The sequence below is a fragment of the Pseudomonas sp. NPDC090233 genome (assembly GCF_044772285.1).
GTDB lineage: Bacteria > Pseudomonadota > Gammaproteobacteria > Pseudomonadales > Pseudomonadaceae > Aquipseudomonas.
Map to the genome: position 1 here is coordinate 433,035 of NZ_JBIVYQ010000006.1, position 16,634 is coordinate 449,668.

Consider the following 16,634-nt stretch of genomic DNA (forward strand, 5'->3'; position numbering starts at 1 on the left):
TTTATGAGGGAGTGCGAAAGTGAGTGCCGAAGCATTGACATTAGTCGCATCTATTCTGCTCGCCTGTATGGCAATCAGCGTGTGTGTGATGATTTACTTGGCTTGTCGATACACGGACGACATTGAAACGGCCTTGATGAAATGTAGTTACATTCAGAGTAATAAGGATAACTTTTCAGCGGCCGGTTTTGTTGGGAAATTAATTCGTACTTGCCTGGCTGCAAATATGCTCATGATTCCGGGGCTATTTGTGCGAAAAGGTGTGGCAGATGCTTCGGATGTCGAGAACTTTCCAAGGCCTATGAAAAGGTTTCTGCTACCGTCGTGGGTAGGGCTTGTGTTATCGACGATCTTATTCTTTGCTTTCAACTGGATAATAGGAATTTTAAAGTGAGTCGATGATGTAGTCTCAAAAATTCAGGCGTGTGCCCAAGCCGTATGGCAGCCTGGGCAAGCTTTCAGGCCTTGTTCAAATACATCCGCGTAGTCAGCAAATACACCGGCAACCCCGACACCACAATCAATAGCGCCGCATAAGGCGCCGCCGCCGCGAACTCGACGTTGGCGGTATGCGCCCAGACCTCGGTGGCCAGGGTGGTCATGCCTGTCGGGCTGAGCAGCAGGGTAGCGGTGAGTTCCTTCATGGCATCAAGGAACACCAGCGCAAACGCCGCCGCCAGTGCCGGGAAGATGATCGGCAGGGTCACCCGGCAGAACGCTGCAAAGCTGCTGGCGCCCAAAGTGCGGGCTGCTTCTTCGAGTGTCGGCGAGGCCTTGTTCAACGCGGTGCGCACCGGCGCCTGGGCCAGCGGCAGGAACAGCAGCGCATAGGCCAGCAGCAACAGTACCGTGGTCTGATACAGCGCCGGCACGTAGTGCAGCGAGAACACCACCAGGGTCAGTGCGATCACCAGGCCGGGCAGGGCGTGCAGCAGGTACGGCAAGCGTTCGGCCCAGATCGCCAGGCGCCCTTTGTAGCGTACCACCAGGAAGCTGACTGGCAGGGCCAGCAGCACGCAGAAGCCCGCGCCACCCAGCGACACCGACAGCGAAGTCAGCAGCGCTTTACTGATCGCCGCCACCGGGAAGGCGGCCGACGAACCCACGCTCAGCCAGTAACCCAGCATGGCCAGCGGAATCCCGCTACCAAGTATCGCCAGCCCCACACAGAACAGCTGCGCCACTGGCATCCAAGCACCCAGGCGCATCGCCTGCGCACGGCGGGCCACACCTTGGCCGATGCGCACATGGCGGGCCTTGCCGCGCACTTTCAGCTCCAGCCAGAGCATCGCCAGGCACAGCGCCAGCAGCACTGCCGAAAGCATCGCGGCGTTGGCGTTGCTGAACTCCAGCTCGAACTGCTGATAGATCGCCGTGGTAAATGTCTGCAGGCCGAGGATCGACAGGGCGCCAAACTCCACCAGCATGTGCAGGGCGATCAGCAGCGCTCCGCCGAGCATCGACGGCCACAGCAGTGGCAGGGTGACTTTGCTGAATACGCCCCAGCGGCTGCAACCCAGTGTGCGTGCCGACTCTTCAAGCGATGTGTCGAGGTTGCGCAGGGTGGCGGCCACTGGCAGGAACACCAGCGGGTACTTGGATAAAGCCATGACCAGGATCGCCCCGCCCAGGCCTTCGAAGTCCGAGCTCAACGACACCCAGGTAAAACTGCTGACAAACGATGGCACGGCGAACGGCAGGCACAGCACCACGCCCCACAACCTGCGCCCGGGCAGGTTGCTTCGTTCCAGCAGCCAGGCCAGGGCCAGGCCGACCACCATGCACGCCAGCGTCACCCCGACCATCAGCATCAGGGTGTTGCGCATCAGGCCCCAGACGAACGGGCGCCACAGCAGGTGAAGGGCTTCGTGCCAGCCGGCTTCCCAGGCTTTCATGGCGACGTACAGCAACGGCAGCAAGCTCATCGCCACCAGGAACAACACAGGCAGCACCACCCAGATCGAGGGGCGCTTGCGGCGCGGTACGAAGCGTACTGGCACCGGCTCGGACAGGGCGGCAGTCATCAGAGCAGGCCGACCTCACGTTCAAGCTCCAGCGCTTCCTCGGCATTGCCCAGGTCGGCCGGCGAGATCTTCGGTGGGCGCAGGTCTTCGAACGGCTTCAGGCCGCGGTCGGAGACCATGCCTTTGTGCAGCGGGTACTCGGCGGTGGTCTGGGTGATCACGCGCTGGCCTTCTTCGCTGGCCATCCAGTTGAGCAGGGCCTGAGCTTCTTTCGGGTGCTTGCTGGCCTTGACCGCAGCGGCGCCGGAGATGGTCACCAGGTTGCCGGCGTCACCGTCGGCCAGGTAGTACAGCTTGGAGTCCAGTTTGCCGCGCTCGCGTTCCAGGGCGTACCAGTAGTAGTTGTTCACCAGCACGGCGGCGACTTCGCCTTTTTCCACGGCTTTGAGGGCGACCATGTTGTTGGTGTAGGTCTTGCCGAAGGCTTTCAGGCCGGTCAGCCATTCTTCGGTGGCTTCACGGCCGTGCATCTTGAGGATAGCCACGGCTTGTTCCTGGAATGCACCGCTGGTCGGCACGTAACCGACGCGGCCATCCCATTCAGGGCCGGCGAAATCCATTACCGTGGTCGGCAGTTCCTTCTCGTCGATCTTCTTCGGGTTGAACACCACCACGCGGGTGCGCGCCGTGACGCCCATCCAGGTGCCGTTGGCGCCTACGTATTCCTTGGGCAGCATGTTCAGCGTGGCGTCGTCGATCTTCGCCAGCAGGCCCAGCTCGCCCAGGTTGTTCAGCGGCGGCGATTCTTCGGTGTAGATGATGTCGGCCGGCGAACGGTCGCCTTCCTCGATGATCTGGCTGGCCAGCTGATTGCTGCTGCCTTTGCGGATATTGATGTGGATACCGGTCTTGGCCTCGTAGGCCTTGGCGATGGCTTCGCCGATTTCCTTGTGCTGACCGTTGTACATGGTCAGGCTGACCGGGTCGTCTGCCATGGCGGCCGGAGCGCCGATCACCAGGCTCAGAACAGCGGCGGCCAGGGTGCGCATCAGCGGTTGCGGACGGATCGTCATGCGGGTACTTCCTCGCTTACGGCTACATATTTGGAAACAATGGTAAACGAAATCGTTTCTCAAGTGGCCGGGTGACGAGAAATTCATGGTCAGACCTTTGGTGGGCTGCAGCCATGCAGGGGAGGGCGATGCAAAAATCGCAGGCAAGAAAAAACCCACTAGCAAGCTAGTGGGTTTTTGTATGGTGCCCAGGAGAAGACTCGAACTTCCACGACCGTTAAGTCACTGATACCTGAAACCAGCGCGTCTACCAATTCCGCCACCTGGGCAAAGCTTTACATCATCTGATGAAGGCGACTATCGTTCGCTTCACACAGTAGTAACAGATCCTTGGTCATCTGTTACTTGAAATACTTGGTGCCCAGGAGAAGACTCGAACTTCCACGACCTTGCGGTCACTGATACCTGAAACCAGCGCGTCTACCAATTCCGCCACCTGGGCACACATTCGAGATTACAAGATGCTTTACAGCGCCGTTCATCTCTACTACAACTTCGGGGTTGCCCGTCGTTGTGGTGCGCACTATACGGGCGGTCCCGAGGGCTGTAAAGCCCCCAATCGAAAAAAATTTCAAAAAATTCAACTTGTTGATTCCACACGCCTATTGCCGCACGCCGGACATGCTGCTGGGGCTGTCCAAGCCCGACATTTCCGGTTTCAATAGGCCTATGCCAGAATTCCTATCTATATACCCCAAGGTGAACCCCTTCTGATGGCCGATTGGCAATCCCTCGATCCCGAGGCCGCTCGCGAAGCGGAAAAATACGACAACCCTATCCCCAGCCGTGAGCTGATCCTGCAGCGCCTTGCCGACCGTGGCGAACCGGCCGCGCGCGAGGAGCTGGCGGCCGAGTTCGGTCTTTATGAAGAAGACCAGATCGAAGCCCTGCGCCGCCGCCTGCGTGCCATGGAGCGTGACGGCCAGCTTATCTATACCCGGCGTGGCACCTATGCCCCGGTCGACAAGCTGGATTTGATCTGCGGCCGTGTCTCCGGTCACCGCGACGGTTTCGGCTTCCTTATCCCCGACGATGGCAGCGAAGACCTGTTCCTCAGCCCGTCGCAGATGCGCCTGGCCTTCGATGGCGACCGCGGCCTGGCCCGGGTTTCGGGTGTCGACCGCCGTGGCCGCCGTGAAGGCGTGCTGGTCGAGATCATCTCGCGTGCCCACGAAAGCATCGTTGGCCGCTACTTCGAAGAAGGCGGCATCGGCTATGTGACGCCGGACAATCCGAAGATCCAGCAGGAAGTGCTGGTGACTGCGGGCCGCAACGGCGGCGCCAAGATCGGCCAGTTCGTCGAGATCAAGATCACCCATTGGCCAACCCCGCGCTTCCAGCCGCAGGGCGATGTGGTCGAAGTGATCGGCAACTACATGGCGCCGGGCATGGAAATCGACGTAGCCCTGCGCAGCTACGATATTCCGCACGTCTGGCCCCAGGACGTGATCAAGGAGGCGCGCAAGTTCCGCTCCGAAGTCGAAGAGAAGGACAAGGAAAAGCGCATCGACCTGCGCCACCTGCCGTTCGTCACCATCGACGGCGAAGATGCCCGCGACTTCGACGATGCAGTTTATTGCGAACCACTGGGCAAGCTGCGCATGTTCTCGGGCGGCTGGCGCTTGTACGTGGCCATCGCCGACGTGTCCAGCTACGTACGCCTGGGTTCGGCCCTGGATGTGGAAGCCCAGCAGCGCGGCAACTCGGTGTACTTCCCCGAGCGCGTGGTGCCGATGCTTCCCGAAGAGCTGTCCAACGGCCTGTGCTCGTTGAACCCGCACGTCGATCGCCTGGCAATGGTCTGCGAAATGACCATGAACAAAGCCGGCCAGATGGTCGATTATCAGTTCTATGAAGGGGTGATCCACTCCCATGCGCGCCTGACCTACAACAAGGTCAGCAGCATGCTCGAACACGCCCGCACCCGTGAGGGCAAGGCGCTGCGCGAGGAGTACAAGGAAGTCCTGCCAGACCTGAAGAACCTGTACAACCTGTACAAGGTGCTGCTGGACGCCCGTCACGCCCGGGGTGCCATCGACTTCGAGACCCAGGAAACCCGTATCATCTTCGGTGACGAGCGCAAGATCGCGGAAATCCGCCCGACCGTGCGCAACGACGCCCACAAGCTGATCGAAGAATGCATGCTGGCGGCCAACGTCGCCACCGCAGCGTTCCTGCAAAAGCACGAAGTGCCAGCCCTCTACCGCGTGCACGACGGCCCGCCGCCGGAGCGCCTGGAAAAACTGCGCGCCTTCCTTGGCGAGCTGGGCCTGAGCCTGCACAAGGGCAAGGACCCGTCGCCGAAGGACTACCAGGCCCTGCTGGCGAGCATCGCCGGGCGCCCGGATTTCCACCTGATCCAGACCGTGATGCTGCGTTCGCTGAGCCAGGCGGTGTACAGCACCGACAACAATGGCCACTTCGGTTTGAATTACGAGGCGTACACTCACTTCACCTCGCCGATCCGTCGTTACCCGGACCTGCTGGTGCACCGCGCCATCCGTAGCGTCATCCGCTCCAAGGTCGATACCCCGCACGTCAAACGTGCCGGTGCCATGAGCATTCCCAAGGCGCGTATCTACCCGTACGACGTCAACACCCTCGATCAGCTCGGCGAGCAGTGCTCGATGACCGAGCGCCGTGCCGACGAAGCCACCCGTGACGTGGTCAACTGGCTCAAGTGCGAGTTCATGAAGGACCGCGTCGGCGAGACCTTCCCGGGTGTGATCACTGCCGTGACCGGTTTCGGGTTGTTCGTCGAGCTGACCGATATCTACGTCGAAGGCCTGGTGCACGTCAGTGCGTTGCCAGGGGACTACTACCACTTCGATCCAGTGCATCACCGCCTGTCGGGTGAGCGTACCGGGCGCAGCTTCCGCCTGGGCGACACCATTGAAGTCAAGGTCATGCGCGTCGACCTCGACGAGCGCAAGATCGATTTCGAGGTGTCCCAGCAGCAACTCGCCGCCCCGATTGGTCGTAAAAACCGCGGTGCCGCACCGGCCGCCGAGCAAGCCGAGCAGCAGCCGGTGGAGGTGGCCAAGGCCACGCCGAAGCCGCGCAGCCGCAAGAGCGAAACCGCTGAGGCGTACTTCCCGAAAGACGCCGTGCAGCGTAACGCCGAAGTGCGCAAGAGCCGCGAAATGAAGAAGGCGCTGATGAGCGATGCCCGCAGCGGTGGGCATGCCAGCAGCAAGTCGGATAAAGGCAGCAAGCCTTCCGGCAAGCCGACCAAGCACCGTAAAGGCCCGCCGAAGTCCGGCGGCGCGCCACGCAAGAGCAAGAACAAGTCATGAGTCAGCTGGAAAAGATCTACGGCGTGCACGCCGTGCAGGCGCTGCTGCAGCACCATCCGAAGCGGGTCAAGCAGATCTGGTTGTCGGAAGGGCGCAGCGAGCCGCGCATCCAGGCGTTGCTGGCCCTGGCCGCGGAAAACCGCGTGCAGGTTGGCCAGGCCGAGCGCCGTGAGCTGGATGCCTGGGTCGAGGGCGTGCACCAGGGCGTGGTCGCCGAGGTCAGCCCGAGCCAGGTGTGGGGCGAACTGATGCTCGAGGAGCTGCTCGAGCGCACCGAGACGCCGCCGCTGATTTTGGTGCTGGACGGTGTCACCGACCCGCACAACCTCGGCGCCTGCCTGCGTACCGCCGATGCCGCCGGTGCCACGGCGGTGGTGGTGCCCAAGGACAAATCGGCGACCCTGACGCCGGTGGTGCGCAAGGTGGCCTGTGGCGCGGCGGAAGTGATTCCGTTGGTGGCCGTGACCAACCTCGCGCGCACCCTGGAAAAGCTCCAGCAGCGCGGTCTGTGGGTGGTCGGCACGGCCGGTGAAGCCGAGCAGGAGATCTACCAGCAGGACCTGACCGGGCCGCTGGTGATGATCATGGGCGCGGAAGGCAAAGGCATGCGCCGACTGACCCGCGAGCACTGTGATTTCCTGGTCAAGTTGCCGATGTCGGGTAGCGTCAGCAGCCTGAACGTGTCAGTGGCGACGGGCGTTTGCCTGTTCGAGGCCGTGCGCCAGCGTCAGGCCAAGCGCTGATATTTGGCCTGTCTTGGCCTCTGTGGGAGCGGGCTTGTCCCGCGAAGAGGCCAGCACAGGCAAATATGTTTCCGGCTGTTCAAATAATCGCCAATCACCTTGCTTGTCCGCCCCGCCTTCTCTACAATTGCGCCCCTTGCCGAGCTGGCAGGCGCTCATGTGCCTCCCCTCCATGGCAAGACATACAGTGTCATTCACTCCTTGTCTGACCAGCATCCTGGCAGACTACTAACCCGTAAGGAGCATTCATGCGTCATTACGAAATCATCTTTCTGGTTCACCCGGACCAGAGCGAGCAAGTCGGCGGCATGGTTGAGCGTTACACCAAGCTGATCGAAGAAGATGGTGGCAAGATCCACCGCCTGGAAGACTGGGGCCGTCGTCAACTGGCCTACGCAATCAACAATGTTCACAAGGCTCACTACCACAACCACAACGTTGAGTGCACCGGCAAGGCCCTGGCCGAGCTGGAAGACAACTTCCGCTACAACGATGCCGTGATCCGTAACCTGGTCATCCGTCGCGACGAAGCCGTAACCGGTCAGTCCGAGATGCTCAAGGCAGAAGAGAACCGCAGCGAGCGCCGTGAGCGTCGTGAGCGTCCTGAGCATTCTGACTCCGCCGAAGGCGATGACAGCAATGACAGCGACTCCAGCGATAACGCTGACGAGTAATCCACGGACCTTTTGAGGAGCCTATTACATGGCACGTTTCTTCCGTCGTCGTAAATTCTGCCGCTTCACTGCTGAAGACGTGAAAGAGATCGACTTCAAAGATCTCAACACCCTGAAAGCTTACGTATCCGAAACCGGCAAAATCGTTCCAAGCCGTATCACCGGTACCAAAGCTCGTTATCAGCGTCAGCTGGCTACCGCTATCAAGCGCGCCCGCTTCCTGGCCCTGCTGCCCTACACCGACAGCCACGGCCGCTGAGACCGGGTTGTCGACAAGTAATAAGGGATAAGCATGCGAGCGTTGGCTGATTTCATCATGCGCGGTCGTGTGCAGGCCACCCTGGTGGTGGTCGTGAGTGCGGTATTACCGCTGCTGTTCTGGTTGAGTGCCGCTGCCGGCAGCCTTGTGCTGCTGCGGCGCGGGTTCAAGGACGCTTCAACGGTCATCGCCTTCGGCCTTTTGCCGGCGGTGGCGATCTGGGCCTTCGGTGACCCAAGCACCTTGCTGGTGCTGTTGGGAACACTGGGGCTGGCCGCCTTGTTGCGTGCCGGGCATTCCTGGAGCCGGGTGTTGTTGTTCAGTGTTGTGCTGGGGTTGGTCTACAGCCTCATCCTGGACACGGTGCTGCGCGAAACCTTCGAGGTGTTGGCCAAGGCGCTTTCCGAAGCGCTGCCGCAGGTCGAAGGCAAGCCAGTCATTCCCGGTGAGCTGATCGGCCCTGTGCTGGTCGCTTCCACAGCGGTGATGCTGCAGTTGTTCAGCGTGCTGGCGTTGATGCTGGCGCGTTATTGGCAAGCAGCGTTGTACAACCCTGGAGGCTTCGGTCGCGAATTTCGCGCGCTGAAGTTGCCGCGGGCGGTCATGCTGGCTCTGGTTGCCGCGATGGTGTTGGGCCCGTTCATCGGCCCGCAGTTCATCGTCCTGGCTTCCGCGTCCAGCCTGGTGCTCGTCCTGGCCGGCATCGCCTTGATGCATGGGCTGGTGGCACAGGGGAGGCTGGCCGGTTTCTGGCTGGTCGGCATGTACGTGACGCTGCCGCTGATAATGCAGCTGATTTATCCGTTGCTCGTGGTTCTGGCCATTGTCGACAGCCTGATTGATTTTCGCGGTCGCAAGTCCCCTGAGGGGAATGACTCCGCGAACGGTGAAGGTTAAAAGTTAAGAGGTTTTACCAAATGGAACTGATCCTGCTGGAAAAAGTCGCTAACCTGGGCAACCTGGGCGACAAAGTAAAAGTTAAGGCTGGTTACGGCCGTAACTTCCTGCTGCCATTCGGCAAGGCCACCGTTGCCAACGCCGCCAACCTGGCTGCGTTCGAAGAGCGTCGCGCCGAGCTGGAAAAAGCTGCAGCAGACCGTAAATCGTCGGCTGAAAGCCGCGCTGCCCAACTGGCCGAGCTGGAAGTGACCATCACTGCCACCGCTGGCGACGAAGGCAAGCTGTTCGGTTCGATCGGCACCCACGACATCGCTGACGCCCTGACCGCCTCCGGCGTTGAAGTGGCCAAAGCTGAAGTGCGTCTGCCGAACGGCACCATCCGTCAGGTTGGCGAATACGACGTAGCCGTGCACCTGCACAGCGACGTTGAAGCCACCGTACGTGTGGTCGTCGTAGCTGCCTAAGCTGCGCTGACTGGCTAGCCCCCCGCGGGCAGGCCGGTTAACATCGGGCACGGTCCTGTTCTGAACAGGCCGTGCCCTTTGTCTTTTTCATCCTCCAGAATTCTTTCGTGGCCATGAACGAGATCACCAACCCCGAACAACTCGACCTGCAAACCGCTGCCCTGAAGGTGCCGCCGCATTCCATCGAGGCCGAACAGGCCGTGCTCGGTGGCCTGATGCTGGACAACAATGCCTGGGAGCGGGTGCTGGACCAGGTGTCGGATGGCGATTTCTATCGGCATGACCACCGCCTGATCTTCCGTGCCGTGCACAAGCTGGCTGATGCCAACCAGCCGTTCGACGTCGTTACCCTGCACGAGCAACTGGACAAGGAAGGTTTGTCGACCCAGGTCGGCGGCCTGGCGTACCTGGCCGAGCTGGCCAAGAACACGCCGTCGGTGGCCAACATCAAGGCCTACGCCGCGATCATTCGCGAGCGCGCCACGTTGCGCCAGCTGATCAGCATCAGCACCGACATCGCCGACAACGCCTTCAATCCGCAGGGGCGCAACGCCGAAGAAATCCTCGACGACGCCGAACGGCAGATCTTCCAGATCGCCGAAGCGCGGCCGAAGACCGGCGGCCCGGTGGGCGTCAACGAGCTGTTGACCAAGGCCATCGACCGCATCGACACGCTGTTCAACTCCGACAGCGACATCACCGGTGTGTCCACCGGTTACACCGACCTGGACGAAAAAACCAGCGGCCTGCAGGCGGCCGACCTGATCATTGTCGCCGGCCGTCCGTCGATGGGTAAAACCACCTTCGCCATGAACCTCGTCGAGAACGCCGTGTTGCGTACCGACAAGGCGGTTTTGGTGTTCTCCCTCGAGATGCCAGGCGAATCGCTGATCATGCGTATGCTCTCGTCGCTGGGCCGTATCGACCAGACCAAGGTGCGTTCCGGCCAGCTGGACGACGATGACTGGCCGCGCCTGACCTCGGCGGTCAACCTGCTCAACGACCGCAAGCTGTTCATCGACGATACCGCCGGTATCAGTCCTTCGGAGATGCGCGCACGTACTCGCCGCCTGGCGCGTGAGCATGGCGAGATCGCCATGATCATGGTCGACTACCTGCAGCTGATGCAAATCCCGGGTTCGGCCGGTGATAACCGGACCAACGAGATTTCCGAGATCTCCCGCTCGCTCAAGGCCCTGGCCAAAGAGTTCAACTGCCCGGTGATCGCCCTGTCGCAGCTCAACCGCTCCCTCGAACAGCGGCCGAACAAGCGCCCGGTGAACTCCGACTTGCGTGAATCCGGTGCAATCGAGCAGGACGCCGACGTGATCATGTTCGTTTACCGGGACGAGGTGTATCACCCGGAGACCGAGCACAAGGGCGTTGCCGAGATCATCATCGGCAAGCAGCGTAACGGCCCCATCGGCTTCATCCGCCTGGCGTTCATCGGCAAGTACACCCGCTTCGAGAACCTCGCGCCGGGTATGTACAACTTCGACGACGACGAATAAAGCCCGCGTTTATGTGGCTGGGCATCATTCACTGAGTCACCAGGGCGCCTGTGAAAGCCGAGCGCCGGCTAGCGCGTCGTCCTAGGCGATTGCTGATTTCGTTTGGTCGATTATCCGCCCTGCGCTCATAGTGATTACTCTATCAAAGCGTGAAAGGGCATTCTGATCATGCGTTACGCAGATCAGCCCTCTCCCTTGGAATGTTTCGAATAGCAAATCCCAAGTGCGTTCTGCCGATTCGGCGTCGAGACCGCTTGTCGGCTCATCAAAAAAATTGAATTGACCTGGCTGATTCAGCAAACGTAGCAAAGTCAGCCTGCGGGCTTCGCCCCCAGAAATGGATTCTGCGCGTGCATCGAGCTCGATATCGTACCAACCTCTGTGTAGGCCCAGCCGTTCAAGCCATAGTTCGATCTGAGCGCGATCATGCGCATGTTCGAATAGTACCGCTCGGGGTAGCAAGCCAGGGATGAAGTGGGCATCCTGAGGGCATAGGCGCAGATGATCGAACTGCTCACAAGCGCCAAACCCTGCCAGGGGTCTGCCATGCAGGTGAACATGTTTTCGCAACTCGAATATCGTCCCTGCCAATGCATGCAGGAGTGTCGATTTGCCACATCCGCTGGGTCCAATCAGCGCGACTCTTTCTCCCTTGCGCAGCACCAAAGGCTCATCGAGTTGCAGTTGAATTGTATTCCGAGCGCTCAGAAGGCAGGGGGTGATGCTCAGTCCTTCATCTTCGTTACGGGCTTGGTTCGCTGAAGTCGGTGAAGGGCCGAATTCAGGAAGATCAAGCCAGTGCTCAAGTTTGCGCTTGTCGAGCCGGAACTGATCGAGTACCCGCCAGGCTTCGGCGAGTTGCGCCACCGCTGCCAGTAGCCCACTGACTAAGGTGAATAGAGCAACCAGCTCGCCCAAGCTCAGTTCCGGCGTTGCCAACGACTGATCGTAGGTTCCCCATATGAGCAAGCCACAGCTGCCCAGTCCAATAAAAAGGGTGCGCAATCCCTGTAACCATCCACCGCTGTGGGCTACACGTAACGCTGAGTCGGCATAGTCAGATAGTGTCTGGTTAACCGGTAGCATCGCTGTATCCTCGGCCTTTTCCAGCTTGACCGTCGACGCAATGGCGAAAGTGTCTACCCATTGCTCTGCTAGCTCATCCTCTCGCGTGTTTACTGCCTCGATATGAGGGCGACGCCAGCGCACTAGACGGTCATTGGCCCACAAATATGCCAAGCTCAAGGGTACAAGGCAAACTAATACCGACACAGCCCCAAGGTATGTGAACAACGTGATCAATACCATCGCTTCGGCCAGTACCGGCCATGCCGAGCCAATCAGAAAACCCAGCCATCGTTCCTGTGCCGTAATCCCCCTATCCAAGACCTTTACCAGTGTACCGCCATGGAGTTGTCCATAGGCCTCGAAGCGCTTGTCCAGCAATGCTCGGCACCAGCGAATGGATAGCTGCTTCACGCGCTCTTGGCAAAGTCTCGCCAGGCACCAGGCCTGCAAAGGGGTCATTGAGGCTTGAAATGCAACTAGACATATGAAAGCTCCGAGCAGAAGCCAGGAAGGCGAGGCCGAGATGGACAAGTTGTCGATAATGTCGGCAAGAATAAGGGACGGGAAAACGGTTGCAATTTTTAGGATCAGTGTCGCACTTAAGGCAGCGATAATTCCTCGATAGATACGCATGTCATTGCCTTATGCCTTTGAATGCGCTCTGCGGCGCAACTGGAATACCTGACCTGATCAAGTGGAAACGTTCAAGCCCTGGTATGAAAACTTGAACAACGGTAGCGAGCGTCGGGTGCTCATAAAGTGTCCGATAGAATAGGGACTTATTGTGTTTGCCCAGATTGATGAGTGTGCGCTTGACCTGCCCTGGTACGCTGAGTTCTGTTCGCGCTGGATGATAAGTGGGTACAGGGTACGGAGGGCAGGGATTGATGAGTGACGAGAGTCGTGCAGACTGAGCGAGCATTCTTTTAGCAGAGCTGTCTTCTTGTTTTTCTGTCGGGCCATAAAGATGATCGCACTGCATTTGTTCCGTGACGGCACGATACATTGCAATGGAAGGACTAATGGAGCAACCGGAGCCTACGCTGCACAGCGAGCCTCGTTTTTGTTTGCCATGGACAGCAATGCAAAACGGTACGTCATAAAAATCGTGAGTCAAGAAGATATCCAGTTTCTTGGCGTGTTGAAAAAGCTTAGCGTCATGAGCAAAGGTTTCTTCCAAAAATGAAGGTGAAGGGGCATAGAGTTCTGGGGCGGAGGTTAGGCGACAAAGGGACAGGTAATACATCGACAGGGCATGGCGTTCGATAGCTTCATTCATTGCATGTAACAAGGCCTCGCTTTCCGTGCAGCCAAGTGCAGTGCCAGAATTGGTTGCATATTTGGTAAGGAATGCCGCTGCGGTTTTCTCGATGCCATCAACATTTTTGGAGGAGGGAGCGATCAATATTGCGGGTATGGTTATTTCATCATAGCTGTTCAGTGCTTGAAGGTTGACGCAAGGGATATCGCAGTCAGGCGGTATGGATTTTAAAAGCCAGTCATCGAATGGAGCAATTGAGTTCAGGATCTGGTTGCTGTTGGAAGTGGTTGTCGTAAAGTTATCGATGAAGTAATGCTCCAGGCTTTCTGCAAGTGCTCCCAATTCACAGAGCTCTCCTTTGTCTGCTCCGCAGGATACCTCATGATAGTTGCTGTCATACAAGTAGCAGGTGGCAATCAGTTCGTTGTTTTTAATTAGTCTTGATTTCGAATGAAACCCCAGGTGACGATTCAGCTTTGTCAGCCGTGTGTAGGCTTCGTCTGAGGTTAGCTCGCGTTCAGTAAACATCTCAAGCTCCTAATAATGACCAGAAGGGGTTAAATCCCTTCTGGTTTATCACTTACAGCTGGTTGAGGAACTCAACTTCGGTCTCGGTGAGGGTATAATTCATCATGCGAGGGATCTGCAAAGTGTGGATTTCAGAACGACGACGTCCCATGGTTGATACTCCTTTTCAAAGTTTAGTTAGGGTGCGCCTTGTAGCGCATGGGTGTTGTACCACTGTTAATTTTCTTGGTTCAAGGCGTGCGCGGCAAATGTTGGGGAAAGTTATCGTAGGAAGTTTTCTGATGTTGTAGCTCGGGTCCTACAAATTAATTAATAGTAGAAAAAATATCCGAGTAATTAATTGGTTAGGCTTGAAGAGGGTCGGACGGTTAAAATATTTTGTAAAAAACTGAAAAGTTTTCTAACCCTCAGCACTGTCGCGGGGTTGTCTTTCCCCGCCCGCAAAACCCAGGACAACGGGCTGTGAGGCTGCTTCCAGACATCGGCCAGCCGACCAATCCCCACGAACACCGTCGGATTTGGTCAAAATTTGTGCTATCCTCCGCGCCCGCGATTTCCCTGAACACCAAAACCGGTCACTGACATGCAAGCAGCCAAACCACTCTACGACTATCCCAAGTACTGGGCCGAATGCTTCGGGCCAGCACCTTTCCTGCCGATGAGCAGGGAGGAGATGGATCTGCTCGGCTGGGATTCCTGCGACATCATCATCGTGACCGGTGACGCCTACGTCGACCACGCGTCGTTCGGCATGGCCATCATCGGCCGCCTGCTGGAGGCCCAGGGCTTCCGCGTGGGCATCATTGCCCAGCCGAACTGGCAGTCGAAAGACGACTTCATGAAGCTGGGCGAGCCGAACCTGTTCTTCGGTGTCGCGGCGGGCAACATGGACTCGATGATCAACCGCTACACCGCGGACAAAAAAATCCGTTCCGACGATGCCTACACCCCAGGCGGCCTGGCCGGCAAGCGCCCGGACCGCGCCAGCCTGGTGTACAGCCAGCGTTGCAAGGAAGCCTACAAGCACGTGCCGATCGTGCTGGGTGGCATCGAGGCGTCGCTGCGCCGCATCGCCCACTATGACTACTGGCAGGACAAGGTCCGCCACTCGATCCTGGTCGACGCCAGCGCTGACATCCTGCTGTACGGCAACGCCGAGCGGGCCATCGTCGAAGTCGCCCAGCGCATGTCCCAGGGCGAGCGTATCGAGCAGATCACCGACGTGCGCGGTACGGCGTTCATCCGCCGTGACACGCCAGCGGGCTGGTACGAAATCGACTCCACCCGCATCGACCGCCCAGGCCGGGTCGACAAGATCATCAACCCCTACGTCAACACCCAGGACACCCAGGCCTGCGCCATCGAGCAGGCCAAAGGCGACCAGGAAGACCCGAACGAAGCCAAGGTCGTGCAGATCCTCGACAGCCCGAGCGTGACCCGGGAAAAGTCGGTGATCCGCCTGCCATCGTTCGAAAAGGTGCGTAACGACCCGGTGCTCTACGCCCACGCCAACCGCGTGCTGCACCTGGAGACCAACCCAGGTAACGCCCGCGCACTGGTGCAGAAGCATGGCGAAGTGGATGTGTGGTTCAACCCGCCACCCATTCCCATGACCACCGAAGAAATGGACTACGTGTTCGGCATGCCGTACGCCCGTATCCCGCACCCGGCCTACGGCAAGGAGCGCATCCCGGCCTACGAGATGATCCGCTTCTCGGTGAACATCATGCGTGGCTGCTTCGGCGGCTGCACCTTCTGCTCGATTACTGAGCACGAAGGCCGGATCATCCAGAACCGCTCCCACGAGTCGATCCTGCACGAAATCGAAGAGATGCGTGACAAGGTGCCGGGCTTCACCGGCGTGGTCTCCGACCTGGGTGGCCCGACCGCCAACATGTACCGCATCGCCTGCAAGAGCCACGATATCGAGAAGCACTGCCGCAAGCCGTCGTGCGTGTTCCCGGGCATCTGCGAGAACCTCAACACCGACCACAGCTCGTTGATCGAGCTGTACCGCAAGGCCCGTGCCCTGCCAGGTGTGAAGAAGATCCTGATCGCCTCGGGCCTGCGTTACGACCTGGCGGTGGAATCGCCGGAGTACGTCAAGGAGCTGGTCACCCACCACGTGGGCGGCTACCTGAAGATTGCCCCGGAGCACACCGAGCGTGGCCCGCTGGACAAGATGATGAAGCCGGGCATCGGCACCTACGACCGCTTCAAGCGCATGTTCGAGAAGTTCTCGAAAGAGGCGGGCAAGGAGCAGTACCTGATCCCGTACTTCATCGCCGCGCACCCGGGCACCACCGACGAAGACATGATGAACCTGGCCCTGTGGCTCAAGGGCAACGGCTTCCGCGCCGACCAGGTGCAGGCGTTCTACCCGTCGCCCATGGCTTCGGCCACGGCCATGTACCATTCGGGCAAGAACCCGCTGCGCAAGGTCACCTACAAGAGCGAAGGCGTGGACATCGTCAAGAGCGAAGAGCAGCGCCGCCTGCACAAGGCGTTCCTGCGCTACCACGACCCGAAAGGCTGGCCGATGCTGCGTGAGGCGCTGGAGCGCATGGGCCGTGCCGACTTGATCGGCCCGGGCAAGCACCAGCTGATCCCGCTGCACCAGCCGCAGACCGACAGCTACCAGAGCGCCCGACGCAAGAACTCGACCCCGGCCGGTAGCCACAAGGTGGCCAAGGAGCAGAAGATCCTCACCCAGCACACCGGCCTGCCACCGCGTGCAAGCGACGGCAGCAAGCCGTGGGACAAGCGCGAGAAGGCCAAGGCCGAGGCGTTCGCCCGCAACCAGCAGGCGGCCAAGGAGCGCAAGGAAGCGGCCAAGGGTGGCAAGGGCGGTAACAAGAAGCCTCGCCAGCCCGTCATTCCGCGTTAACCCGGC

13 protein-coding genes and 2 tRNA genes are annotated in these 16,634 nt (G+C 59.4%); 9 read left to right on the top strand and 6 right to left on the bottom strand.

The features are described from left to right. The first annotated feature begins 19 nt into the window (after positions 1 to 19). The gene (locus ACIQUF_RS19200; protein ID WP_403134228.1) at positions 20 to 394 is read left to right on the top strand and encodes a hypothetical protein; all 375 of its coding nucleotides are present in this window, start codon (positions 20 to 22) and stop codon (positions 392 to 394) included. A 64-nt stretch (positions 395 to 458) separates the two neighbouring features. On the opposite strand, the gene ACIQUF_RS19205 is transcribed toward ACIQUF_RS19200, so the two are convergent. The 4 genes from ACIQUF_RS19205 to ACIQUF_RS19220 all read right to left on the bottom strand — a co-directional run bounded on the left by ACIQUF_RS19205 (position 459) and on the right by ACIQUF_RS19220 (position 3,479). Continuing rightward, complete coding sequence (locus tag ACIQUF_RS19205) at positions 459 to 2,024, bottom strand: ABC transporter permease (protein WP_403134230.1); 1,566 nt, start codon at positions 2,022 to 2,024, stop codon at positions 459 to 461. Further along, the gene (locus ACIQUF_RS19210; protein WP_400796857.1) at positions 2,024 to 3,037 is read right to left on the bottom strand and encodes an extracellular solute-binding protein; all 1,014 of its coding nucleotides are present in this window, start codon (positions 3,035 to 3,037) and stop codon (positions 2,024 to 2,026) included. Before ACIQUF_RS19210 ends, ACIQUF_RS19205 begins: the two co-directional genes overlap by 1 nt. 182 nt (positions 3,038 to 3,219) lie before the next feature. Continuing rightward, positions 3,220 to 3,306, bottom strand: a tRNA-Leu gene (locus ACIQUF_RS19215). Positions 3,307 to 3,392: 86 nt separating this feature from the next. Next, positions 3,393 to 3,479, bottom strand: a tRNA-Leu gene (locus ACIQUF_RS19220). A 271-nt stretch (positions 3,480 to 3,750) separates the two neighbouring features. Here ACIQUF_RS19220 and rnr point away from each other — a divergent pair. The 7 genes from rnr (at position 3,751) to dnaB (ending at position 10,884) form a co-directional block, all read left to right on the top strand. Continuing rightward, complete coding sequence (gene rnr, locus ACIQUF_RS19225) at positions 3,751 to 6,333, top strand: ribonuclease R (RefSeq protein WP_403134233.1); 2,583 nt, start codon at positions 3,751 to 3,753, stop codon at positions 6,331 to 6,333. Beyond that, positions 6,330 to 7,076 carry a 23S rRNA (guanosine(2251)-2'-O)-methyltransferase RlmB gene (gene rlmB / locus ACIQUF_RS19230; RefSeq protein WP_012316466.1) on the top strand — a complete coding sequence of 249 codons (747 nt, stop codon included), beginning with the start codon at positions 6,330 to 6,332 and terminating at the stop codon, positions 7,074 to 7,076. Before rnr ends, rlmB begins: the two co-directional genes overlap by 4 nt. Before the next feature lie 248 nt (positions 7,077 to 7,324). Further along, positions 7,325 to 7,750 carry a 30S ribosomal protein S6 gene (gene rpsF / locus ACIQUF_RS19235; RefSeq protein ID WP_403134234.1) on the top strand — a complete coding sequence of 142 codons (426 nt, stop codon included), beginning with the start codon at positions 7,325 to 7,327 and terminating at the stop codon, positions 7,748 to 7,750. Positions 7,751 to 7,778: 28 nt separating this feature from the next. After that, positions 7,779 to 8,009 (top strand): 30S ribosomal protein S18, encoded by a 231-nt coding sequence (rpsR, locus tag ACIQUF_RS19240; RefSeq protein WP_003249563.1) that lies wholly within the window; start codon positions 7,779 to 7,781, stop codon positions 8,007 to 8,009. 33 nt (positions 8,010 to 8,042) lie between these two features. Further along, complete coding sequence (locus tag ACIQUF_RS19245) at positions 8,043 to 8,906, top strand: hypothetical protein (RefSeq protein ID WP_403134236.1); 864 nt, start codon at positions 8,043 to 8,045, stop codon at positions 8,904 to 8,906. Between the two features lie 20 nt (positions 8,907 to 8,926). Next, on the top strand, positions 8,927 to 9,373 hold the full coding sequence (gene rplI, locus ACIQUF_RS19250; RefSeq protein WP_012316464.1) for a 50S ribosomal protein L9: 447 nt from the start codon (positions 8,927 to 8,929) through the stop codon (positions 9,371 to 9,373). Positions 9,374 to 9,486: 113 nt separating this feature from the next. After that, positions 9,487 to 10,884 (top strand): replicative DNA helicase, encoded by a 1,398-nt coding sequence (gene dnaB / locus ACIQUF_RS19255; protein WP_403134238.1) that lies wholly within the window; start codon positions 9,487 to 9,489, stop codon positions 10,882 to 10,884. Positions 10,885 to 10,965: 81 nt separating this feature from the next. Here dnaB and ACIQUF_RS19260 read toward each other — a convergent pair whose 3' ends face one another. Together ACIQUF_RS19260 and ACIQUF_RS19265 are read right to left on the bottom strand one after the other, a co-directional pair. Further along, a complete protein-coding gene (locus ACIQUF_RS19260) occupies positions 10,966 to 12,585 on the bottom strand; it encodes an ATP-binding cassette domain-containing protein (protein WP_403134241.1) in 1,620 nt (539 codons plus the stop codon). A gap of 1 nt (position 12,586) precedes the next feature. Next, positions 12,587 to 13,741: a YcaO-like family protein gene (locus tag ACIQUF_RS19265; RefSeq protein WP_403134243.1), complete on the bottom strand. Its 1,155-nt coding sequence runs from the start codon at positions 13,739 to 13,741 to the stop codon at positions 12,587 to 12,589. Positions 13,742 to 14,324: 583 nt separating this feature from the next. Here ACIQUF_RS19265 and ACIQUF_RS19270 point away from each other — a divergent pair. Continuing rightward, positions 14,325 to 16,628, top strand: a complete 2,304-nt coding sequence (locus ACIQUF_RS19270; RefSeq protein WP_403134245.1) for a YgiQ family radical SAM protein — start codon at positions 14,325 to 14,327, stop codon at positions 16,626 to 16,628. Positions 16,629 to 16,634: the final 6 nt, after the last annotated feature.